Annotated in this window: 19 protein-coding genes; 8 read left to right on the top strand and 11 right to left on the bottom strand. The window is 63.3% G+C overall.

The window, feature by feature from the left end:
- The first annotated feature begins 138 nt into the window (after window positions 1–138).
- Window positions 139–1,575, top strand: coding sequence for an MFS transporter (locus B3397_RS15895; protein ID WP_349679029.1), 1,437 nt, complete (start codon window positions 139–141; stop codon window positions 1,573–1,575).
- A gap of 68 nt (window positions 1,576–1,643) precedes the next feature.
- Window positions 1,644–2,495 carry a shikimate dehydrogenase gene (locus tag B3397_RS15890; protein ID WP_296251802.1) on the top strand — a complete coding sequence of 284 codons (852 nt, stop codon included), beginning with the start codon at window positions 1,644–1,646 and terminating at the stop codon, window positions 2,493–2,495.
- Between the two features lie 166 nt (window positions 2,496–2,661).
- Here the strand turns inward: B3397_RS15890 and B3397_RS15885 are convergent, their stop codons facing one another.
- The gene (locus B3397_RS15885; RefSeq protein WP_296251799.1) at window positions 2,662–3,330 is read right to left on the bottom strand and encodes a TetR family transcriptional regulator; all 669 of its coding nucleotides are present in this window, start codon (window positions 3,328–3,330) and stop codon (window positions 2,662–2,664) included.
- A gap of 95 nt (window positions 3,331–3,425) precedes the next feature.
- On the bottom strand, window positions 3,426–5,336 hold the full coding sequence (gene quiC / locus B3397_RS15880) for a 3-dehydroshikimate dehydratase QuiC (RefSeq protein WP_296251798.1): 1,911 nt from the start codon (window positions 5,334–5,336) through the stop codon (window positions 3,426–3,428).
- A 593-nt stretch (window positions 5,337–5,929) separates the two neighbouring features.
- Here quiC and B3397_RS15875 point away from each other — a divergent pair.
- The gene (locus B3397_RS15875; RefSeq protein ID WP_296251796.1) at window positions 5,930–7,270 is read left to right on the top strand and encodes an MFS transporter; all 1,341 of its coding nucleotides are present in this window, start codon (window positions 5,930–5,932) and stop codon (window positions 7,268–7,270) included.
- A gap of 137 nt (window positions 7,271–7,407) precedes the next feature.
- Here B3397_RS15875 and B3397_RS15870 read toward each other — a convergent pair whose 3' ends face one another.
- The 3 genes from B3397_RS15870 to B3397_RS15860 form a co-directional block, all read right to left on the bottom strand.
- Entirely contained in the window at window positions 7,408–8,223 is an 816-nt protein-coding gene (locus B3397_RS15870; RefSeq protein ID WP_296251795.1) for a sugar phosphate isomerase/epimerase family protein, read from the bottom strand.
- A gap of 280 nt (window positions 8,224–8,503) precedes the next feature.
- Window positions 8,504–9,562, bottom strand: a complete 1,059-nt coding sequence (locus tag B3397_RS15865; protein WP_296251794.1) for a Gfo/Idh/MocA family protein — start codon at window positions 9,560–9,562, stop codon at window positions 8,504–8,506.
- Between the two features lie 171 nt (window positions 9,563–9,733).
- Window positions 9,734–10,510, bottom strand: a complete 777-nt coding sequence (locus tag B3397_RS15860; protein ID WP_296251792.1) for an IclR family transcriptional regulator — start codon at window positions 10,508–10,510, stop codon at window positions 9,734–9,736.
- A gap of 143 nt (window positions 10,511–10,653) precedes the next feature.
- Between B3397_RS15860 and B3397_RS15855 the strand changes: the two genes are divergently transcribed.
- Entirely contained in the window at window positions 10,654–12,375 is a 1,722-nt protein-coding gene (locus B3397_RS15855) for an FAD-dependent oxidoreductase (RefSeq protein ID WP_296251790.1), read from the top strand.
- Window positions 12,376–12,399: 24 nt separating this feature from the next.
- Window positions 12,400–13,224: an aldo/keto reductase gene (locus B3397_RS15850; RefSeq protein WP_296251788.1), complete on the top strand. Its 825-nt coding sequence runs from the start codon at window positions 12,400–12,402 to the stop codon at window positions 13,222–13,224.
- Between the two features lie 175 nt (window positions 13,225–13,399).
- On the opposite strand, the gene pcaG is transcribed toward B3397_RS15850, so the two are convergent.
- Together pcaG and pcaH are read right to left on the bottom strand one after the other, a co-directional pair.
- A complete protein-coding gene (gene pcaG, locus B3397_RS15845; protein WP_296251786.1) occupies window positions 13,400–14,005 on the bottom strand; it encodes a protocatechuate 3,4-dioxygenase subunit alpha in 606 nt (201 codons plus the stop codon).
- A 12-nt stretch (window positions 14,006–14,017) separates the two neighbouring features.
- The gene (gene pcaH / locus B3397_RS15840) at window positions 14,018–14,737 is read right to left on the bottom strand and encodes a protocatechuate 3,4-dioxygenase subunit beta (protein WP_296251784.1); all 720 of its coding nucleotides are present in this window, start codon (window positions 14,735–14,737) and stop codon (window positions 14,018–14,020) included.
- Window positions 14,738–14,878: 141 nt separating this feature from the next.
- Between pcaH and B3397_RS15835 the strand changes: the two genes are divergently transcribed.
- Window positions 14,879–15,766, top strand: coding sequence for a KPN_02809 family neutral zinc metallopeptidase (locus tag B3397_RS15835; protein ID WP_296251782.1), 888 nt, complete (start codon window positions 14,879–14,881; stop codon window positions 15,764–15,766).
- Here the strand turns inward: B3397_RS15835 and B3397_RS15830 are convergent, their stop codons facing one another.
- The 4 genes from B3397_RS15830 to B3397_RS15815 form a co-directional block, all read right to left on the bottom strand.
- Window positions 15,767–17,020 (bottom strand): carbohydrate porin, encoded by a 1,254-nt coding sequence (locus B3397_RS15830; RefSeq protein ID WP_296251780.1) that lies wholly within the window; start codon window positions 17,018–17,020, stop codon window positions 15,767–15,769.
- A gap of 249 nt (window positions 17,021–17,269) precedes the next feature.
- Window positions 17,270–17,863, bottom strand: a complete 594-nt coding sequence (locus B3397_RS15825; RefSeq protein WP_296251779.1) for an HAD family hydrolase — start codon at window positions 17,861–17,863, stop codon at window positions 17,270–17,272.
- Window positions 17,860–18,729, bottom strand: a complete 870-nt coding sequence (gene tesB / locus B3397_RS15820; RefSeq protein ID WP_296251777.1) for an acyl-CoA thioesterase II — start codon at window positions 18,727–18,729, stop codon at window positions 17,860–17,862. The genes B3397_RS15825 and tesB overlap by 4 nt, the downstream gene beginning before the upstream one ends.
- Window positions 18,730–18,921: 192 nt before the next feature.
- Complete coding sequence (locus tag B3397_RS15815) at window positions 18,922–19,488, bottom strand: GNAT family N-acetyltransferase (protein ID WP_296251775.1); 567 nt, start codon at window positions 19,486–19,488, stop codon at window positions 18,922–18,924.
- A gap of 67 nt (window positions 19,489–19,555) precedes the next feature.
- Between B3397_RS15815 and B3397_RS15810 the strand changes: the two genes are divergently transcribed.
- Entirely contained in the window at window positions 19,556–20,470 is a 915-nt protein-coding gene (locus tag B3397_RS15810; RefSeq protein ID WP_296251772.1) for a histone deacetylase family protein, read from the top strand.
- Window positions 20,471–20,540: 70 nt separating this feature from the next.
- Complete coding sequence (locus tag B3397_RS15805) at window positions 20,541–21,767, top strand: TIGR03862 family flavoprotein (RefSeq protein ID WP_296251771.1); 1,227 nt, start codon at window positions 20,541–20,543, stop codon at window positions 21,765–21,767.
- Window positions 21,768–21,805: the final 38 nt, after the last annotated feature.

The following is a 21,805-nucleotide window of genomic DNA, read 5'->3' as shown; positions in this document are numbered from 1 at the left end:
ACCCCAACCCTCTCCCTGAGGCAGAGGGGGCTAAAAGCGGATCGTCTGTATCCGCAGATTTCCGCACCCACCCTAGCCCCACCCCTCCCCATCCGTGATAGAAAGTAACCAAATGTTACCTGTCACGGAGACTCCCATTTGAACGCTCCCGCCATCCCCCGGCTGTCCGCGTCGCGCTCCCGCCTCATGGCCCTGCTCGTGGCCGCTGCGTTCTTCATGGAAAACCTCGACGCTACGGTTATCGTCACCGCCTTGCCGGACATGGCGAAGTCTTTCCGCGCCACTGCAGTGGACCTCAACATCGGCATTACCGCCTATGTCATGACCCTGGCCATCTTCATCCCCGGCAGTGGGTGGGTGGCCGACCGCTGGGGGCATCGTCGGGTGTTCATGGCGGCGCTGGCGCTGTTCACCTTCGCGTCGGTGTTGTGCGCCGCCTCCCAGGAGCTCTGGCAATTCACCGCCGCGCGGGTGCTGCAAGGCATTGGCGGGGCGATGATGGTGCCGGTGGGCCGACTGGCGGTGCTGCGCAACACCGAAAAATCCGATCTGCTCACCGCCATTGCCTTCATCACCTGGCCCGGACTGGTCGCACCGGTGCTGGGGCCACCGATCGGCGGCTTCATTGCCACCTACGCATCCTGGCACTGGATCTTCCTGCTCAACCTGCCGCTGGGTCTGATCGCTCTGGTATGCGCCTACAAGCTCATGCCCGGCGGACACCAGGAAGGCCAGGTCAGGCCCTTCGACACCTTGGGTTTCGTACTGTGTGCCCTGGCCTGTGTCGGCCTGCTGTTTGGTCTCGATTATCTGGGCCAGGCGCCGCGGGACTGGCACGGGTACGTCATGCTGGCCACCAGCGCGATCCTGTTGTGGGCCATGTTTCGCCACTTCAATCGCCACCCAACGCCGCTGCTGAAACTCGATGCGCTGAAGATCAAGACCTACTCGGTCACCTTCAATGGCGGCTCGCTGTTTCGCGCCATGGTCAGCGCCCATCCGTTCCTGCTGCCCTTGATGTTCCAGCTCGGCTTCGGCTATGACGCCTTCACCGCCGGCCTGCTGGTGCTGACCTTGTTCGCCGGCAACATCGGCATGAAACCGATGACCGCCTGGGTACTGCGCCGCCACGGTTTTCGTACCACCTTGATCGGCAGCAGCCTGGTGCTCACCGCTACCACTTTTGCCTGCGCATTGATGACTCCCGGCACCTCATTGACGATCATCCTGCCGGTACTGCTGGTGTCGGGCATGGCCCGGTCCATGGGTTTCACCGCCTACAGCAGCATGGCCTTCGCCGATATGCCCGCACCCTTGATGTCCTCGGCCAACACCCTGTTCAGCATGACTCAGCAATTGGCATTCGGTCTGGGTGTGGCATTGGCGGTGATTTTCCTGCGTTTGAGCGAATCTGTGCTGGGGGTGGACGGTGAATCGTTGGCCAGCTATCACCTGGCGTTCGCCATGGTCGGTGTGTTGACCCTGGTGTCGATGTTCGATTTGTGGAAACTGCCCAAGGATGCCGGTGCCAATGTCTCCGGTCATCCGGGCAAGGCGACGACCTCGACAAAATGATTTGACGTAATTAACCGGTTAGTACAATTTATCTCCATTGCATCCAACAATAACAATGGAGTCACCCGATGAGCCGCAACAGCATTCTGGCGGGCCTGATTGGCGCCGGTATTCAACAGTCCCGCACCCCCGCCATGCATGAGCGTGAAGGGGCGGCCCAGGGCTTGGGCTATGTCTATCGACTGATCGACCTGGATGTCCTGAAGCTGGATAACAGCGCGCTGGAAGATCTGCTTACAGCCGCCCAGCGCATGAGTTTCACCGGCCTGAACATTACCTTCCCTGCCAAGCAGGCCATCATTCCCCTGCTCGATGACCTGTCGCCCGAGGCGGCCGGGATCGGCGCGGTCAATACCGTGGTGCTCAAGGACGGCAAGCGTGTTGGCCACAATACCGACTGCCTGGGCTTTGCCGAAGGCTTTCGCCGCGGCATGCACGATGCCAAGCGTGACCGCGTGGTGCAGATGGGCGCCGGCGGTGCCGGTGCCGCAGTGGCCCATGCCTTGTTGCTGGAAGGTGTGCAGCAATTGAGCATCTTCGACGTGGAACCAGCGCGGGCGCAGGCGCTGGCCGACAACCTCAACCAGCACTTTTCCGGCAACCCCGCGCAAGTGGGCGGTGATTTGCTGGAGGCCCTCGCCGAGGCCGATGGGCTGGTCAATACCACGCCGATGGGCATGGCCAAACTGCCCGGTATGCCGGTGCCCAAGGAAGCCCTCCGGGAGCCGTTGTGGGTGGCTGAAATCGTTTACTTTCCGCTGGAAACCGAACTGCTGCGCGAAGCCAGGGCACTGGGTTGCCGCACGCTGGACGGGGGCACCATGGCGGTGTTTCAGGCGGTGAAGGCGTTTGAGTTGTTCAGTGGTGCGCAGGCGGATGCTGAGCGAATGATGGCGCATTTTGCCGAGATGAATGGGTAGGCCGGGCGGGCCTCATCGCGGGTAGAACCCGCTCCCACAGGGGATTGTGGGTGGGGGTGGGATTTGTGGGGGCGGGGGGGGGGCGGTTTCGCGGCTGTACGCCGCTCCTACAGGGGGGCGCCTGTAGGAGCGGCGTGAAGCCGCGAAGGCGTCGGCATGCCTGGCCTTAGACTTTGATGAACCGCAACAACGATTCGCACAGCATCTCGCGATGGTGCTGTTTGAGCCCCGCCTCGTTGAAATCCACCTGAAACAGCTCACCGAAGGTGTGTTTGTTCGACACTCGGTAAAAGCAGAACGAGCTGATCATCAAATGCACGTCCATGGCATCCAGACCCGGGCGAAACACGCCCTGCTCGGTGCCGCGGCGCAACAGGTTGCCCAGGGCGATCAGCACGGTCTTGTTCAATTCGCGAATGCTTTTGGACTTCCTGACGTACTCGCCCTTGTGCATGTTCTCGTTGCACACGATGCGTACGAAATCTTCGTTGCGGTCGTGGTGATCGAAGCTGAACTCCACCAGCCGACGAATGCCTTCCACCGGCGACAGCTCATCCAGGTGCAGCTTGGCCTCGGTGCCGCGAATGTCTCCGTAGAGTTTTTCCAGCACCTCCAGGTACAGCTGCTCCTTGCTGGTGAAATAGTAATAGATCATGCGCTTGGAAGTGTGCGTGCGCTCGGCGATCGCGTCCACCCGCGCGCCCGCCAGCCCTTGTTGAACGAACTCGGTAATGGCGGCCTGCAGAATGTTCTCGCGGGTTTTTTCGGGGTTGTTCTTGCGCGGCTTGCGAGGCGCTTCGGCGGGTTCCACGCTGGCCTCTGTCATTATTGTCATGCTGGGTCACGGCCTTCGTTGGTCAGTGGCAATTATGAAGCGCCACGCGCGGCCATGGGAAGCCCGCACCGTGGCAACGGCACGGGCTGGCCCGGCTACAGCTTGGCGTGACGCACGCCACCGGCACGGGCCTTGGCCATGGCCGACAGGCGCACGGCAACGTTGGCGGCGCCGTAACCCTGATAGCCACCGCGACGCTGCAGCACTTCGAAGAAGAAACGCTCTTCGAACGGTTCGGTGTACACGTGAAACAGTTCGCCACCGTTCGCGTCACGGTCGTACAAGACGTTGTAATACGCCAGCTCACTGAGGAATTCGTCATCGAAATCGAAGCGCGCGCCCAGGTCGTCGTAGTAGTTCAGCGGAATGTCCAACAGCGCCACACCGGCTTCCTTGGCTTTGCTGACCGCCGCGAAGATATCGTCGCAGTCGAACGCAATGTGGTGCACACCCGAGCCACGGTAAGTCGACAAGGCATGGGAAATGGCCGTGTTGCGATTCTCGGAAATGTTCAGGGGCAGACGGATCGAGCTGCAGCGGCTGCGTACTGCGCGGCTTTTCACCAGGCCGTAGGGGTCGGGCAGCACCACTTCGTCGTCGGCCTTGAAATCCAGTACGGTCTTGTAGAACAGCACCCAACTGTCCAGCGTGTCCGGCGGAATGGCCATGGCCATGTGGTCGATGGACTTGAGCAGGCCAGGCGCTGGGGCCTGTGGGCTGAGGCTGAAATCGGTGTCGTAGATGGTCGGACCTTCGCTGGCCTCGTCCACCAGGTAGATCAGGCTGCCATCCAGGGCGCGCACGGCTGCCAGTTGGCGCTCGTTCGGACCCACCAGCCCGCGAAACGGCTGACCCTTGTAGGCTACTGCCCGCTCCAGCGCCTTGGCACTGTCCTTGACCCGCAGCGCCGTGGCACACAACGACGGCCCATGGGACTCGAAGAAGTTGTGGGCGAATGAATAGGGTTCGGCATTGAGGATCAGGTTGATGTCACCCTGGCGCAGCAGGCTGACGTTCTTGGAGCGGTGCTGGCCGGCCTTGGCGAAGCCCAGCTGTTGCAGCCAGTGGCTGAGTTTGGCACCCAGCGCTTCGTCGACGGCGAACTCGAGGAACTCGATGCCCTTGTACTCATCGGCTTCGGGCGGCGCGAAGAGGATGTCCAGGTTCGCCACCGGGGTGGCTTCCTGCTCCAGCAGCTTGCGGGTTTTCTCTTCCAGATACAGCAGCGAACGCAGGCCATCGGCGGCATTGGCCCGAGGTGGCGCGGCGCGGAAGCCGTCGTTGAAGATCTCCAGCGACAGCGGGCCGGTATAGCCGGTCTTGATGATAGGCGCGAGAAAGCCCGGCAGATCGAATTCGCCCTGGCCCGGGAAGCAGCGGAAGTGACGGCTCCACTCCAGCACGTCCATGGCCAGGATCGGGGCGTCGGCCATCTGCACGAAGAAGATCTTGTCGCCGGGAATGTCGGCGATGGCGCTCGGGTCACCCTTGAGCGACAGGGTATGGAAGCTGTCGAGCAGCACGCCCAGTGCCTTGTGGTCGGCCTGCCGAACGATGTCCCACACCTGCTGATAGGTGTTCACATGACGGCCCCAGGCCAGCGCTTCGTAGCCGATGCGCAAGCCACGCTTGTCGGCACGCTCGGCCAGTTGGCGCAGATCGTCGACCAGAATCTGCTGCTCGCCCAGGGAATCGGCCGCGGTATTGCTGCACACCAGCACCAGGTCGGTACCCAGTTCCTGCATCAGGTCGAACTTGTGCTCGGCCCGATCGAAATTGCGCGCCATGCGCGAGCGGTTGCCGCCTTCGAAGTCGCGAAACGGCTGAAACAGGGTGATGGCGATGCCCAGGTCGGCGCACATCTGCCGTACTTCCCGTGGGCTGCCGTCGTAATAGAGCAGGTCATTCTCGAATATTTCGACGCCGTCGAAGCCCGCTGCGGCGATGGCTTCGAGTTTTTCCGGCAGGGTACCGCTCAGGGAGACGGTGGCGATCGAACGCTGCATGGGCAAGCTCCAATAGGCTGCTCGAGGTCTTACGCGATGTGCGTGGCGGCCTCAACGACGAGCCTTTATATCAGCCCCGCCGGCTGCTCTGCAGGCCAACGAAACCGTGGTGAAGGAATTATTTGTGAGGATTTTATACCTCAATTGGACACGTACGAACCAGTTAGTTTTGCGTGCGATTATCGACCACTTACGGCCCTGATCGATTGCGCCAAACGGCCTCAGTGCGCAACATCCACCCCAACAGTGAAGCTGGTCGAACGGCACTGCGCCAACCGACGAACCGAAGTGCAACGTGGCGCTTCGGTACAGACCCCATAAAAATTTCAAGAATCAGGTAACCACTCATGCGCCTACTTTCCGTGTCAGCTCCCCCCTCCTTGCACCGCGAACCGCTGCTGGCGCCAAACCTGCACTAAGCACGTTTGCTCGCGCCGAGCGCGCCAATTCCCCTGCGTCTCTGATACCGTGCACGCCCTGTATCAGACTGCGTCGTCGTGCCGAAAGTGCGGCGCACCGCCAAGACGCCTGGCGCTCAGTCGAAGTTCGGCGGTGGCTCATGTCCACCGCGCAAGTACGGATGGTCCAACGCAATGACTCAACCCAACAGTTCTGCCCTGCCCCGTGCCCCACAGGCACCCGCTGCCAAAGTCGGCTTCAAGGACATGGTCAAGGCCGGTGCCGCCGTGGGCAAGACCCGCTGGGGCATGCTCGCGCTGGTGTTCTTCGCCACCACCCTGAACTACATCGACCGCGCCGCCCTGGGTGTGATGCAGCCGATCCTGGCCAAGGAGATGAGCTGGACGGCGATGGACTACGCCAACATCAATTTCTGGTTCCAGGTGGGCTACGCCATCGGCTTCCTGCTGCAAGGTCGGTTAATCGACAAGATCGGCGTCAAGCGGGTGTTCTTCGGCGCCGTGCTGCTGTGGAGCCTGGCCACCGGCGCTCATGGCCTGGCCACCTCGGCCGTGGGCTTCATGGTCTGCCGGTTCATTCTGGGGATGACCGAAGCGGCGAACTACCCGGCATGCGTGAAGACCACCCGGCTGTGGTTCCCGGCCAAGGAGCGCGCCGTGGCCACCGGCATCTTCAACGCCGGCACCAACGTTGGCGCGCTGCTCACGCCGATGATGCTGCCGTTGATCCTCAGTGTCTGGGGCTGGCAGGCGGCGTTTCTGACCATCGCCCTGCTCGGCCTGGCCTGGGCAGTGTTCTGGGGACTTAAGTATTTCGACCCGGACAAGCACCCGCGGGTCAAGGACAGTGAGCTGGACTACATTCAGGACGAGGCCGAGCCGGAACAGCCGGGCGTGCCGTTCTGGAAGATCATGACCATGCGCGGCACCTGGGCCTTCGCGGGCGCCTTCATGATGACCGCGCCCGTGTTCTGGTTCTATCTGTACTGGCTGCCGCCGTTCCTCAATCAGCAGTACCAGTTGGGCATCAACGTGACCCAGATGGGTATTCCGTTGATCATCATCTACCTGTGCGCCGACGTGGGCAGCGTGGGCGGCGGTGTGCTGTCGTCGTTCCTGATCGGCCGCGGCATGCAGCCGGTGAAGGCGCGGTTGCTGTCGATGCTGGTGTTTGCCGTGTCGATCATCAGCGTGGTGTTCGCCGCCGGCGCGACGAACCTGTGGGTGGCTGTGGCGGCAATTTCCCTGGCCATCGCCGCGCACCAGGCGTGGACCGCGAACATCTGGAGTGTGGTCATGGACTACACGCCCAAGCACATGATGAGCACCGTGTTCGGCTTCGGCGGGATGTGCGCCGCAGTGGGCGGGATGTTCATGACCCAGGTGGTGGGCTACATCCTGACGGTGACTCACAACAACTACACGGTGCTGTTCCTGATTATTCCGGCGATGTATTTCATTGCTCTGATCTGGCTGTACCTGATGGCGCCGCGCAAGGTGCCTCAGGTTTCGTGATGCAGGTTTGACCTCTCGGGAGGCCCTGGTGGCCTCCTTTTTTTTGTACCCGAGTTCAGGTTGCGCTCACCCATCGCCCACCATCCCTGTAGGAGCGGCGTAAAGCCGCGAAGAGTCCGCCACTGACACCCTACACCCTACACCCGCCCCAGAACTTCCCGCGTCCGATCCAAGGCCATCTTCGCCCGCTCATAGGCACTGACTCCCTGTTCCAACAAGCGCGCTGTAGGGATCTCCAGGCTCAACGCAATATCCTTGGGCAAAGCACGCAACAGCCCCAGCAAATCGCAATCGCCCTCTCCCGGAAAGCGCCGCTCCTGGCGCGCCTGGCGCAGGATCTCGGCCATGTCATCAGGCCGCGGCCCGGCCACATCGCACAACTGGGCATAGTGCATGCGCTGCGGCGCCACCTGCCGCAGGTCTTCCAGACGCGAACCGGAGCGGTTGAAGTGAAAGGCGTCGATGAGGATGCAGCCATTGTCGGGTCCAGCCCGCTCCACCAGCTCGATGGCGCTGGTCAGGTCGGGGCTGTCGGTCCAGGGCATGAACTCCAGGTGGGGACGGATGCCATAAGGGCGCGCCAGGTCGCACAGCTGGGCGAAGTTGTCACTGGCCCGCTGCAGGTCCGGGTCATTGCCGGCCACCAGCAGTTCGCTGGCCCCGAATTCGGCACCCAGGGCCAGATGGGCTTCGAAATCGGCGACCTGGGTGGAGGGCTTCAGGCGCAGAATTTCGATGTCCAGCACCTTGATGCCGGTGTCGCGCAGGCGCTCGGCGGTCTGACGTTGCAGGGAGGTGTCGCGCAGCAGGGGGTAGTGGTATTCCTCGGGGGTGGCGGGCTCGGTGCGCAGGCCAACGTGGGTGTAGCCGGCGCGGGCGGCGACTTCGACCATGTCCGGAGGGGAGATTTCGAGGACGGTGAGGGCGGCGAGGGAGATGGGACGTTGGGGCATGGTTGGGGTCCTGGTGGGGGAGTTGGTGGCGTTGGTGGCGTTGGTGGTGTTGGTGGGATGGGGCTTGGCGGGGGATTTGTGGTGGATGGTCCCCTCACCCCAGCCCTCTCCCTGAGGGAGAGGGAGCCGTACGGCGGTGTCCGGACCACCTCGATCGCCTTTAGCCCCCTCTCCCCGAGGGAGAGGGAGCCGTACGGCGGTGTCCGGACCACCTCGATCGCTTTTAGCTCCCTCTCCCTCAGGGAGAGGGCTGGGGTGAGGGGACCATTCACCACAAATCTCAACCCTGCCCCACCACCCTCGGCACACAGGCCCGCCCACTGCGCCCCGCCTCGGCGATGGCCTCCACCAGCGCCAACGTCCGGGCGCCATCCGCCACGCTTACCAGCGGCTGCACACGGCCCTGTGCCACCTCGATGAAATGCAACAACTGCAAACGCAGCGCTTCGTCGGCGGTGAACGTCTCTTGCACCTGCAACAGCGGCTCATGCCATCCAGCCCCCGTGTCCGCGTAATGCCAGCGCTTGAGCTGCGGCACGCTCAAAGCGCCCTCGGTGCCTGCAAGCAGATAGCAGGGCTGGTCGGCTTGACGCGGATACACCGGGTTTTCGCCCGAGTCCAGCTCCCAACTCCACGGCGCCGCCACGCCATCGGACGCCGTCAGCGTGCCAAGGGCGCCGTTCTCGAACTGCAACAGCACCGCCGCACTGTCCTCATTACCGAAGCCGCGCACAGCATTACTGGTGAACGCCTGCACCTGCCGGACCTCGCCACACAGGTGACGCAGCAGGTCCAGATCGTGAATCAGGTTGGTCAACAGCATTCCCGCACCCGCCTCGCGGCGCCAGGCGACATCGAAATAGCTGTCGGGCTTTTGCAGCTGCCACAGCGCGGTGACCGTGGTCAGACGCCCCAGCACCCCACTGTGCACCAGCTCATGGGCTCGTTTGATCAGCGGATTGTGGCGGCGGTGATGGCCCACCAGAATCGGCACGCCCCTGGCAGCACTGGCGGCGACCAGTTCGCTCACCTCGTCCAGGTTCACTCCCACCGGCTTTTCCAGCAGCACCGGGACCCCTGCGGCGACACAGTCCAGGGCAGTGCTGACATGCAACGCGTTGGGGTTTGCGACGATGACCGCGTCGGGCGCCACCTGCTCGAGCATCTGCCGGTGATCTGCAAACCAGGGCACGGCGCATTCGCTGGCGAAGGCGGCAGCTTGGGGCCCTGGGTCGGCGATGGCGCACAGCTGAGCCGACGTCAGGGAGTGCAGATGATGGTAGTGCTGGCGGCCCATGATGCCGGCGCCGATCAGGGCGATTCGCAGGGGGGTGGTCACGATGAGGTCCTTGGTTTTTGTTTTCTCCAGTTATTTAGAACTGAGTTCTATAATTTTTCAAGGGGTCTTTTTTGGGGAGTTGAGGGCGCCTTCGCTGCTGGACGCCGCTCCTACAGAAGCGGCCCGTAGAAGCGGCGTACAGCCGCGAAGGCCGCACCACCGCCCCCAAACCTAACTGAACAGTTCCGATGCCACACTGACCCGCGACAACTCCCCAGCCGCCGCCAACAAGCCCGCTGCCAACGCATGCATACGTGCCTCGGACAACCGCGCGCTGGGACCGGCCACGCTCAACACCCCCACCACATGCCCATCCACCGGATGGCGTATCACCGCCGCCAACGCCGAAGTCCCCAGTGCCGAACTCTCGACCACCCAGGCATAGCCTGCCTCGCGGGCGATGCGCAGACGCTCCAGCAGGTCGGCATTGGAGCGCGGGGCATTGGGGCCGAAGTCTTCACGGTTGGCAATGCCTTGCTGCTCCACCAGCGCCAACGCCTTGGCATCGCTGAGACTGGCCAGCCAGGCGTGCCCGGACGCGGTGTAGAACAGCGGCGCATCGCGGCCCATTTCCGGGTCGTAACGCAGGCCCGAGCGGGCCCCCTGAGACTTGGCGATCCAGGTCTGCCGGTCGCCCTCCACCACCCCCAGGCGCACCAGTTCGCCGGTGTCCTGTGCCAACTGATCGAGAATCGGCTGGACGATATCGGCACCGCTGCCGGACAAATACTGGAAGCCCAACGCTACCAGCTTGGTCGACAGGTGATAGCGCAACGTCTCGCCGTTCTGGCGCACGTAGCCCAGGCGGGTCAACTCGGCCAGCATGCGATGGGCCGCACTCTTGGGCATGTCCAGCTGTTCGGCCAAAGCTTGCAGGGCTTGGCCGCGGGGCTCGTGGGTGAGGCTTTCAAGCAGGCTCAGGGCCCGTTCGATCTGACTGCCGGCCATGGTAAGGCTCTCTTGGAAGGTGGAACGCATTGAAAAATTTCGCCGATTCTACACTTGGCGATCACCGCAGCAATCCATAGAATATGGAACATGGTTCTAGAAAAATACAAATCCCTGAACTGCGATAGCCTGGAGATACCTCGATGTCTGCCCAAAGCGCTGTGACGACAACCTTGGATTGCGACGTGCTGGTGATCGGCTCCGGTGCCGCCGGCCTGGCCGCTGCCGTCACCGCCGCCTACCACGGACTGCAGGTGATCGTGGTGGAGAAGGACCCTGTGTTCGGCGGGGCCACGGCCTGGTCCGGGGGCTGGATGTGGGTGCCGCGCAATCCTTTGGCGCGGCGCGCGGGCATCGATGAAGACCCGGCCCTGCCGCGTACCTATCTGCAGCACGAACTGGGTGAGCAATTCGACGCCGCGCGGGTGGATGCTTTCCTCGAAGCGGCGCCGCACATGGTCAGCTTCTTCGAAAAGCACACCCATCTGCAATTTGCCGACGGCAACGCCATTGCCGACATCCACGGTAATACCCCGGGTGCCGGCACCGGTGGCCGCTCTGTGATCGCCGCGCCCTTCGACGCCCGGCAGATGGACAGAAAGCTGCTCAAGCGCCTGCGACGGACGATGCGGGAAACCTCTTTTCTCGGCATGCCGATCATGGCGGGCGCCGACCTCAGCGCTTTTCTCACCTTGACCCGCTCGTGGCGCTCGCTGCTGCATGTGGGCAAGCGCGTGACTCGACACCTGCTGGACCTGACCCTGCATGGCCGTGCGATGCACCTGGTCAACGGCGTGGCGCTGATCGCTCGCTTGGCCAGGTCCGCCGACGATCTGGGTGTGCTGTTGTGGGAATCGGCCCCGGCGCGGCGCCTGTCCATGGACGGTGCCATGGTAACCGGCGCGGTGGTGCAGACCGCCAAAGGCGAGGTCGCCATCCGTGCGCGCAAGGCTGTGGTGCTGGCCGCCGGTGGCTTTGCGAACGATATGGAACGCCGACGAGCGCTGTTTCCGCGCACGCCCACGGGGCACGAACACCTGGCGCTGCCACCTCTGGGCGCCAGCGGCGACGGCTTGCGCCTGGGGGAAAGCGCAGGCGGTCAGGTCGCCACCGATCTGGCCTCGGCCGCCGCCTGGTGCCCGGTGTCGCGGGTGCCATACCGCGATGGCAGCGTTGGCCATTTCCCCCACATCATCGAGCGCGGCAAGCCCGGCATCATCGGGGTGCTGGCCAACGGCAAGCGCTTCGTCAACGAAGCCAACGGCTACTACGACTACGCCCGGGCCATGGTCGAACAGGCGCCAGGGAATGAAGTCGCTTCGTGGCTGATCTGCAGCCATCGCTTCCAGCGCCGCTATGGCCTGGGCATCTCCCGGCCCTTTCCCCTGCCGGTGGGTCCGCATATCGACAGCGGCTACCTGAAAACCGGTGACAGCCTCGAAGCGCTGGCCGCTGCGTGCGGTATCGACCCCGTCGGGCTACGCGAGACTGTGGATAACTTCAACCGCCACGCCCGCCTTGGCCACGACCCGGAGTTCGGCCGCGGCAGTACGGCCTACAACCGCAAACAGGGTGATGCCTTGCATCGACCCAACCCCTGCGTGGCACCGATCGAACAGGGGCCGTTTTATGCGGTCAAGGTTGAAGCGGGCAGCTTCGGCACCTTCGCCGGCCTGCGCACCAATCAACATGCTCAGGTACTCGACAACCGAGGCCAGCCTATCGCCGGGCTTTACGCCGCCGGCACCGACATGGCCAGCATCATGGGTGGCCACTACCCCGCCGGGGGCATCAACCTGGGCCCCGCCGCCACATTCGGCTACGTTGCCGCCCGCCATATCGCTGGGGCGACGCACTACGAATAATCGCCAGTAGACAAGGAGATCGACATGCAACTCATCACCAATGCACAGCAACTGAAGATGCCTAAACTGGGCCTCGGCACCTGGCCCATGCTCGGCGACGAATGCACCGCGGCTGTCATCCAGGCGCTGGAATTGGGCTACCGCCACGTCGATACGGCGGCTGGCTACAACAACGAGGCCGCGGTTGGCCGGGCGCTGACTGAATCCGGCGTGCTGCGCAGCGATCTGCATGTCACCAGCAAGGTGTGGTGGGACAAACTGCAACCCGATGCCATGCGCGCGTCATTCCAGAACACGCTGAGCGCATTGCAAAGTGATTATGTGGATCTGTTTCTCATCCACTGGCCGGGCCAGGAAGGCTGGGACGTGAAAGCGGCCATCGACACCCTGGTGTCGTTCAAAGAGGACGGGCGCGCGCTGAACATCGGCGTGGCGAACTTTCCGCTGCCGTTGCTGCGTCACGTGGTGGAAGAATTGAAGGCGCCGCTGGCGGCCATCCAGGTCGAGTACCACGTGACCTTGGGTCAGAATGCCCTGCTCGATTATGCCCGGGCGCACGACATGGCGCTGACCGCCTACAGCCCTCTGGTGCGCAACAAGGTGTCGGAGATTCCACAGCTGCAGGAGATCGCCAGGAAGCATGGCGTGTTGCCGACGCAGGTGGCGTTGAAGTGGTTGCTCGATCAGGCCAATGTGGCGGCCATTCCCAAGGCGGCGAGCAAGGCCAACCAGCAGAGCAACCTGGATTCACTGAAGGTGCAGCTGGACGACGAGGACCGTCGAATCATCGCGGCATTGCCCAAGGACCAACGCCTGGTAAACCCGGATTTCGCGCCGAAGTGGGATTGAGGTAGGGCAAGGGGACCGAGGCGCCCCCATCGCGGGTAGAACCCGCTCCCACAGGGATATCGGTAGTGGGAGGGGGTTCACCCGCGATGGGGGGTGCGACGCGGGATATGTGGGAGCGGGCTCTGCCCGCGATGGGGCCCGATTGGGCACCCCAGAACCCTCTGATTCAACCCAATCAGAAATCGAAGAACACCGTCTCCCCTTCCCCCTGAATCCGCATGTCGAACCGATACGCCGTCTTCCCATCCACCTCACACCGCGTCGCCACCAGGGTCTCGCGCCGGGCCGGCTGTTCGATCAGGTTCAACACCGGGTCCTTGGCATTGGCCTCGGCTTCATCACTGAAATACAAACGCGTCTGCAGGTGAATGTTGATCCCGCGCGCAAACAGACTGATGTTGATGTGCGGCGCCATCGGCACCCCGGCGGCGTTGTTCACTACCCCTGGCTTGACCGTCTGCACCGTCCATTCACCCGCATCGAAGGTGGTAGCGGTTCGGCCGAAGCTGTTGAAGGGTTTGTCCTGGTCGAAATCGATGTGGTAGTGGCCCTCATGATCCGCCTGCCACAGCTCCAGAAACGAATCGCGCACCAGATGCCCGTTGCCGTCATACACATTGCCCAGCAGCAGGATCTGCTCACCCGGCGCGCCAGGCTTGGCCATCTCGTTCCAGATCTCGTGTTCGCGGGGCTCGATGCCCGCCGCCGCCAGCGCCAGGCCAATGTGCACATAGGGGCCGGCAGTCTGTGAAGGGGTTTCTTTAAGCAGTTCGATAGGCATGTCGATTCCCCCTCAGCGGTTTTCGAAGTGAGTCTTGCGCTGTCCGCGCAGGATGATGTCGAAGCGATAGGCCAGGCAGTCCATGGGATTGGCATTGGCCATGTCCAGCTTGGCGATCAGGCTTTGCACGGCTTCGGGGTCGTTGATCGACTTGACGATGGGGCACATCGGAATCAGCGGATCGCCCTCGAAATACAACTGGGTGATCAGCTTGGTAGCGATCGACGGGCCGCTGATGGAGAAGTGCACATGGGCCGGGCGCCAGTCGTTGGGGCCGTTGCGCCATGGGTACGGTCCCGGCTTGATGGTGCGGAAGCTGTAGTAGCCCTCGCTGTCGGTAAGGGTGCGACCGACGCCCCCGAAGTTCGGATCGAGCGGTGCCAGATAGCGGTCGTTCTTGTGCCGATAGCGGCCGCCGGCATTGGCTTGCCACATCTCGACCAGCGTGTTGGGAATCGGCTTGCCGAATTGATCACAAACGCGCCCGGCCAGAATGATCCGCTCGCCCACCGGCAGGCCGCCGTGGTTGTAGTTGAGCAGCAGATCGTGGTCGAACTCGCCGAATTTCAGGTGGGAGAAGTTGGGACCGGTGGTCTCGCTGACCGACTGCGGAATGCTCACCAACGCCTGGCGCGGCGAACGCATGGTGGACGTCTTGTAGTCGGGGGTCAGGGCTTTGGGGTGCCAATTGCGATCACGGATGACGAAGCGACTGCTGTCTTGGGAAGACATGCCGTTCTCCTGTTATTTGATTTATAGAGGACCTGTTTCAGGCTTCGTACTAGTCTCATGGAAATGTCCTACAACGAATACTGAAAAGAACTGTCCCACCCATACCCAAATGGTTATGCGTGAATAATTGAGGAGCCGCCCATGTTGTGGAAGAAAGGTCGACGCAGCGATAACGTGGTGGACGCACGGGGCGATGGTGGCGGCAGCGGTGGCGGCGGCATGCGCATGGGCGGCAAGGGCCTGAGCCTGACCGCGATTGTGTTGATCGTGGGCTTTGGCTTGCTGACGGGCCAGGATCCGATGCAGATTCTCGGCGAACTCACCGGGCAGGGCCAGCAGGCGGCGCCGGTGGATACCAGCCAGCGCCGCGCGCCGGCCGCCAACGATGAGCAGGCGCAGTTCGTCAGCAGCGTGCTGGGCGACACCGAGGACACCTGGCAGCAGATCTTCCAGCAAGGCGGCAAGACCTACAAGGACCCGAAACTGGTGCTGTTCAGCGGTCAGGTGCAGTCCGCCTGCGGCTTTGCCACCGCGGCCAGCGGCCCGTTCTATTGCCCGGCCGACCAGCAGGTGTATCTGGACATGGCGTTCTTCAGGGAGATGTCGCAACGCTTTGGCGCTGCCGGTGACTTCGCCCAGGCCTACGTGATTGCCCATGAAGTGGGTCACCACGTGCAGACCTTGCTCGGGGTGTCCGCCCAGGTGCAGCAGGCCCGTCAGCGTGGCCAGCGCATGGAAGGCGACAATGGCTTGCTGGTACGCCAGGAGCTCCAGGCCGACTGCCTGGCCGGGGTGTGGGCCAACAACGCGCAGAAGCGCCTGAACTGGTTGGAGCCTGGTGACATCGAGGAAGCGCTGAACGCGGCCAACGCCATTGGCGACGACCGCCTCCAGCAGCAAGGCCAGGGCCGCGTGGTGCCGGACTCGTTCACCCATGGCACGTCGGCCCAGCGCGTGCGCTGGTTCAAGGCTGGCTTCACCCAGGGGCAGATCAGCCAGTGCGACACCTTCAATGCCAAGAGCCTGTGATCAGAAGGCGACCTTGAGCTGAACCCCGGCCAGCAGCGCGTTATCGCGTTTCTGGCCGTAGAAGGCACCTGGCTCGACCACGTACTGCACGCTGGGGCGCACCACCAGCCATGGCTGGATGCGCGCGCCGTAGCTGACTTCCACCAGCTGTTCGCCGCCATCCAGATTATCGATACCGTCGACCTCCGCCAGATTGGCAGCAGCCTGCTCCTGCATATCGCGGGTACGCGGGTTGACCACCGCGCGGCCGTAGGCAATGCCAACGGTATCGCCTTCGCGATCGGCAAACGGCTTGTTCAGCACCAGCCCTACCGAATACCAATGACGGAACGGCGACGTGGCCGCGTCGGCGTTGGTCGCCTGGCCAAACAGATGCAGGTTGTGCGCATCGTCGCCAGCGTCCTGCCACACGGTCTGGTCCGCCAGCAGGTACGAACCGCTGCGGCCACTGGCCTTGCTGTCGCCACCGATGCGCTGCACGTTGGAGGTGTCGTAGTACCAGCCGAATTTATACAGGCCGGGCAGTTCGCCTCGGTAGGTATAGGTCGCTTCCACCGGCAGGATCGCCCCGGTGGTGCCCACGGTGCTCATGCGAAACCCGTAGCGCGAGCGGCTGTTGGTGACCGGATTGACCTGGAACACGGCGGTTTGCAGGGTCCAGTCGGCATCGAGTTGGTATTTCAACTCTGCGCCCCAGTGGCCGGTGGGGTAGTTGGTCCAGCCACTGCCACCGGACATGTTCAACGGGTGGGCGCAAAAGCCGGCGTTGACGAAGTTGGTGAGCACGCCCATGCCGCCGAATTCATTGCCCATGGGCATGAAACCGAGCTTGGTGCTCAGGCCATCGGTGAAGAGGGGGCGCTGGTAGCTCAGCTCGGAGATCCGTGTGTAGTTGCCGCCGTAGACTTCCTGGGCAGGCAAGCGGTTGCCCACCAGGTCGTTGGAGGCGCTGTTGCCGCGCCGGTCATTCAGGGTCAACTGCACCACCCCGGCACTTTCCGTTTCCAGCAGTTTGCTCAGGTCGAACTGGGCGTTGAGGCGAATCTGCTGAGCGTAGCGGGTGCCTTTCTTGATGCCGCCGTGGAAGTTGCGCATCGTTTCGGACACGTAGTCGCCGTTGAGCTTGATGCCGGCAGCGGCCAGCTTGCTGCGCTCGCCGCCCCAGTCGCCGGTGAGGGTGTCGCTGGCCTGGGCCAGCAGCGGAGTGAAGGCGATAAGGCCGGAGCAGACGAGGTAACGCGTGGGGATGGACATGGGATCTCTGATGAAGGCGGGGATCGATGGTGCGCGATGATAAAGATGCAGGGCGGCTGGATTAAGTCGTCGGCAAGAGAAGGTTTATTGCGGGATTAGGGATGAATGAACTGGGTGGTTCATTTTGGAGGTGGGGTGTAGGGGCGGGCGCTTTCGCGGCTTTGACACCGCTCCTACAGGGGGAGGGGTGACTGGAGGGATCAGTTGTGGGAGCGGGTTGCACCCGCGATGGGGCCGGGAATGTCTCCGCTAACCCTGGATCAACCCACGCAACTCCCCGCAATCTCGCGCATGCCAATCCGCCAGGTCGGGCCAGGGATTGTCCGGCAGATTCACCAGCACCGTGCGCGTGCCGGCGGCACGCCCGGCCAGCAGGTCCATTTGGTAATCCCCCACCATCACCATGTACTGGGGCGGCACCTGCCAGGCTGTGGACAACTTCAACAGGCCATCGGGCTCGGGCTTGGGTGCGGCGTCTTCCCGGCCCAGCACATCGTCGGGATGGAAACAGTCGGCAATGCCAATGGCCTGCAGGGTGATGTGCGCCAGCTCCCGCGCATTGCGCGTCAGAATACCCAACCGATGGCCGCGCCCGGCCAGCTCGCGAACCAGTTCAACGGCGCCGACCGCGGCGGTCGACGCCACCGCCAGATCGCGCTCGTGCTCCAGCAGCCAGGCATGCTTTGCCCGTGACTCTGCATCAGGCAGTGCCGCCAGATGGGTCAGGATGTCGTCTTCGGGCGGGATGCCCAACGCCTCGCGAATGGCCGCAAAATCGTGCACAGCCACCGTGAGGGTGCCGTCCATATCGAACACCCAGTGACGCACGTCGCGCAGGCTCATGACCAGTCCTTGCGATGACGAATCAAGCCTTCCTGGGCCGAAGACGCCACCAGTTGCCCGGCACGGTTGTACACGCTGCCGCGGGCAAAGCCCCGGGCATTGCCGGCCCACGGGCTGTCCAGGGCATACAGCAGCCAGTCATCGGCCACCAGGTTGCCGTGAAACCACAGCGAATGGTCGAGGCTGGCGATCTGCATGTCGCGGTGCCACACCGATTTGCCATGGGGCAGCAGCGAAGTGGTCAGCAGGTTGAAGTCGGAGGCGTAGGCCATCACATACTTGTGCAGTGCCGGTGTGTCGGCCAGGGCGCCATCGGCGCGGAACCAGATGTACTTGATCGGATCGGTGGGCGTGGGGTTGTACGGGTCGCGTTCGGCCACCGGACGCATTTCGATGGGCTTGGCGCAGAGCAGTTTGTCGCGCATGTGCTCAGGAATCAGGTGCGCCACCTGCTGCATCAGGTCCAGTTCGGTGGGCAGGTTTTCCGGCCCTACCACCTCGGGCATCACGCTTTGGTGAGCGAAGCCTTCTTCGTCGTACTGAAACGAGGTGGTGCCTGTGAAGATGGTCTGGCCCTTCTGCACCGCTGTCACCCGCCTTGTGCTGAAGGTGCCGCCATCGCGCACGCGATCGACCATGTACACCACCGGCAGTTGCGCGTCGCCGGGGCGCAGGAAGTAGCCGTGCAGCGAGTGCACATGGCGATCCGGCTCGACCGTCTGGCTGGCGGCGGACAACGACTGACCCAGCACCTGACCGCCGAACAGCTGGCGAAAGCCCAGGTCCTGGCTGCGACCGCGAAACAGGTTTTCTTCGATAGGTTCCAGGCTCAGCAGGTCGACCAGATCGTCCAACACGTGGCTCATTCAAAACTCCTTGGCATAGGCAGGGCCGTTATGGGGGCCATGATAGCTTTTTGCTGATGGGGTGTGTCAGTGATGGCCTCTTCGCGGCTTTACGCCGCTCCTACAGGGGGTGCGGCTTTGCTTGCTGGGGGTGTCAGTGGTGGCCTCTTCGCGGCTTTACGCCGCTCCTACGGGGGGGGGCTGTGGGTGGTATTACTCGTGCAGGGTTTGCTGCCATTGCTCGCGTGTGATCCGATACAGCATATGGCGCTGCAACTCATGCCCTGGCAGGTTCGGGTGATCGAAGTCCCCTTCCAGATCCCGTACCATGCCTATGGCCTGCATGACCTTTTCCGATGGCAGATTGGCCTGAGCGGTAAAGGCCACCACCTCCTCCATGCCCAGTTGGCCAAAGGCGCAGCGCAGACAGGTCCATGCCGCCTCGCTGGCGAAGCCCAGCCCCCAATGTTCGTAGGCCAGGCGCCAGCCGATTTCGGTGGCGGGCGTGAACGGTGCGTCGAAGCCCACCTCGCCCAGCCCGGTGAAGCCGATGAACTGGCCGTTATCCTTGCGCTCCAGCGCCCATAGCCCATAACCGTTCTCGGCAAAGTGCCCACGTACGCGGCCGATCACGGCGGCACTTTCCAGCCGGCTCAAGGTTTGCGGAAAGTAACGCATGACCCGCGGGTCGGCGCACATCTCGGCAAACTTGGGCAAATCCTTGTCCTGCCACTGGCGCAACAGCAGCCGGGCACTTTCCAGTTGCATGATCGGTGTCATCCACGAACTTCCTCATTCTTCACCATTGCGGTGGCGCAGCCCTGACTGCAACTGGCAAGATCGCACCATGTCATTACCGCTGATCTACCACGACGACTACAGCCCGGACTTTCCGGCGGAACATCGTTTCCCCATGGACAAGTTCCGCTTGCTGCGCGACCACCTGGTGGCCACCGGCCTGACCAGCGACGCCCAACTGTTGCGGCCTGAGCTGTGTCCGGCCGACATCCTCGCGCTCGCTCACGATCCTTCCTATATCGAGCGCTACATGAGCGGCGAGTTGTCCCCGCAGGACCAACGGCGCCTTGGCCTGCCCTGGAGTGAGGCGCTGGCTCGGCGCACGATTCGTGCCGTGGGCGGTTCATTGCTGACTGCCGAGCAGGCCTTGCAGCACGGCCTGGCCTGCCACCTGGCGGGCGGCACCCACCACGCCCACTACGACTTCCCCTCCGGGTTCTGCATTTTCAACGACCTGGCGGTCATCAGCCATTACCTGCTGGCCGCCGGCAAGGTCAGCCGCGTGCTGATCTTCGACTGCGATGTGCATCAGGGCGATGGCACCGCGCGCATCCTGGCCGACACTGCGGACGCCATCACGGTATCGCTGCATTGCGAAAAGAACTTTCCGGCGCGCAAGGCTCACAGTGACTGGGACATCGCGCTGCCCATGGGGATGCACGACGCGGACTATCTGAAGGTAGTGGATGACACCCTCAATTACCTGCTGCCGTTGTACCAGCCCGACATCGTGCTGTACGACGCCGGCGTGGACGTACACGCCGACGATGCCCTGGGGTACCTGAAGCTGACCGATGCCGGGGTGGCGGCGCGCGACGAGGCGGTGATCCGTCACTGTCTGGGTCGTGACATTGCGGTGATGGGCGTGATTGGCGGTGGCTACAGCAAGGACCGTGAAGCGCTGGCGCGGCGCCATGGCATCCTGCATCACAGTGCGGCCAAGGTCTGGCAGGAGCGACAGTGATCCCGCGGCGTGGCTGACGGGCTGCACCCGTGTAGAATTCCCTACCCTTTGCCGTCGACCCTTTTTTGCCATGCAATCACCCTCCTCCCGCGTCGCCATCATCGGCGGCGGCCCTGCCGGCCTGATGGCTGCCGAAGTGTTGAGCCAGGCGGGCGTGGCCGTCGATGTCTACGACGGCATGCCGTCGGTCGGACGCAAGTTTCTGCTGGCAGGCGTGGGTGGCATGAACATCACCCATTCAGAACCCTACCCCGCGTTTGTTTCCCGCTACGCCGAGCGCGCCGAAGAGGTGCAAGGCTGGCTGGATGACTTCGACGCGGCGCAGTTGTGCGAGTGGATTCATGGCCTGGGGATCCAGACGTTTGTCGGCACCTCCGGCCGGGTATTTCCCACCGACATGAAGGCTGCGCCACTGCTGCGCGCCTGGCTCAAGCGGCTGCGCGACGCCGGTGTGGTTATCCACACCCGACATCGCTGGCTGGGCTGGAACGCCGACGGCAGCCTGCGCATCGCTCACGCCGAGGGGGAAATCTCCCTCGAGCCCCAAGCCACGGTGCTTGCGCTGGGCGGTGCCAGTTGGGCGCGTTTGGGCTCCGATGGGGCCTGGGTGCCGTGGTTGGCCGAGCGCGGCGTGGCTATCCAGGCGTTGCAGCCATCGAACTGCGGTTTCGAAGTGCCGGGATGGAGCGAACTGCTGCGGGAAAAATTTGCTGGGGCGCCGTTGAAGAACGTGGCCTTGAGCCTGGCCGGTGAGCCGATGCGCGCGGGCGAGTTCGTGCTGACGGCCGGCGGCATCGAGGGCAGTCTGGTGTATGCGTGTTCGGCGCGGATTCGCGAAGCCATCAACCGCACCGGGAGCGCGACCTTGCATCTGGACCTGCTGCCGGACAGGCCTGTGGACAAAGTGCTGGCGGCCTTGCAGCGCCCGCGTGGCTCGAAGTCGATGGCTCGGCACCTGCAGGGGCAATTGGGGCTTGATGGGGTAAAGGCGGCGTTGTTGCGCGAGTTGGCCACCAAGGAAACCTTTGCCGACCCAGGTGCCCTGGCGACCGCGATCAAGGCGCTGCCGTTGAGCGTGGTGCGGACGCGGCCTTTGGACGAAGCGATCAGCACCGCTGGCGGTGTGGACCTGGCGGGTATGGATGAGGGATTGATGCTGCGAGCGATGCCGGGGGTGTTCTGTGCCGGTGAGATGCTGGACTGGGAGGCGCCGACGGGGGGGTATCTGTTGACGGCGTGCTTCGCCAGCGGGCGTCGGGTGGCGCAGGGGGTTTTGCGGTGGTTGGCTGGGGGATGACGTTGTGGGTATGGAGTGGGATCGGCGGTGAATGGTCC

Origin of the sequence: Pseudomonas sp. UBA4194, assembly GCF_002379585.1 — a bacterium.
In the GTDB taxonomy this organism is placed as follows: Bacteria; Pseudomonadota; Gammaproteobacteria; order Pseudomonadales; family Pseudomonadaceae; genus Aquipseudomonas.
This window is presented reverse-complemented; position numbering and strand designations above follow the sequence as displayed.

What these genes read in the sequence shown, in the direction of transcription:
- B3397_RS15860 (WP_296251792.1), bottom strand. Translation starts at nt 10,510, where the DNA reads ATGGCCGGCAGTCAGATCGAACGGGCCCTGAGCCTGCTTGAAAGCCTC.
- B3397_RS15855 (WP_296251790.1), top strand. Translation starts at nt 10,654, where the DNA reads ATGTCTGCCCAAAGCGCTGTGACGACAACCTTGGATTGCGACGTGCTG.
- B3397_RS15825 (WP_296251779.1), bottom strand. Translation starts at nt 17,863, where the DNA reads ATGAGCCTGCGCGACGTGCGTCACTGGGTGTTCGATATGGACGGCACC.
- B3397_RS15835 (WP_296251782.1), top strand. Translation starts at nt 14,879, where the DNA reads ATGTTGTGGAAGAAAGGTCGACGCAGCGATAACGTGGTGGACGCACGG.
- B3397_RS15805 (WP_296251771.1), top strand. Translation starts at nt 20,541, where the DNA reads ATGCAATCACCCTCCTCCCGCGTCGCCATCATCGGCGGCGGCCCTGCC.
- B3397_RS15875 (WP_296251796.1), top strand. Translation starts at nt 5,930, where the DNA reads ATGACTCAACCCAACAGTTCTGCCCTGCCCCGTGCCCCACAGGCACCC.
- pcaG (WP_296251786.1), bottom strand. Translation starts at nt 14,005, where the DNA reads ATGCCTATCGAACTGCTTAAAGAAACCCCTTCACAGACTGCCGGCCCC.
- B3397_RS15870 (WP_296251795.1), bottom strand. Translation starts at nt 8,223, where the DNA reads ATGCCCCAACGTCCCATCTCCCTCGCCGCCCTCACCGTCCTCGAAATC.
- B3397_RS15810 (WP_296251772.1), top strand. Translation starts at nt 19,556, where the DNA reads ATGTCATTACCGCTGATCTACCACGACGACTACAGCCCGGACTTTCCG.
- quiC (WP_296251798.1), bottom strand. Translation starts at nt 5,336, where the DNA reads ATGCAGCGTTCGATCGCCACCGTCTCCCTGAGCGGTACCCTGCCGGAA.
- tesB (WP_296251777.1), bottom strand. Translation starts at nt 18,729, where the DNA reads ATGAGCCACGTGTTGGACGATCTGGTCGACCTGCTGAGCCTGGAACCT.
- B3397_RS15815 (WP_296251775.1), bottom strand. Translation starts at nt 19,488, where the DNA reads ATGACACCGATCATGCAACTGGAAAGTGCCCGGCTGCTGTTGCGCCAG.
- B3397_RS15885 (WP_296251799.1), bottom strand. Translation starts at nt 3,330, where the DNA reads ATGACAATAATGACAGAGGCCAGCGTGGAACCCGCCGAAGCGCCTCGC.
- B3397_RS15830 (WP_296251780.1), bottom strand. Translation starts at nt 17,020, where the DNA reads ATGTCCATCCCCACGCGTTACCTCGTCTGCTCCGGCCTTATCGCCTTC.
- B3397_RS15890 (WP_296251802.1), top strand. Translation starts at nt 1,644, where the DNA reads ATGAGCCGCAACAGCATTCTGGCGGGCCTGATTGGCGCCGGTATTCAA.
- pcaH (WP_296251784.1), bottom strand. Translation starts at nt 14,737, where the DNA reads ATGTCTTCCCAAGACAGCAGTCGCTTCGTCATCCGTGATCGCAATTGG.
- B3397_RS15850 (WP_296251788.1), top strand. Translation starts at nt 12,400, where the DNA reads ATGCAACTCATCACCAATGCACAGCAACTGAAGATGCCTAAACTGGGC.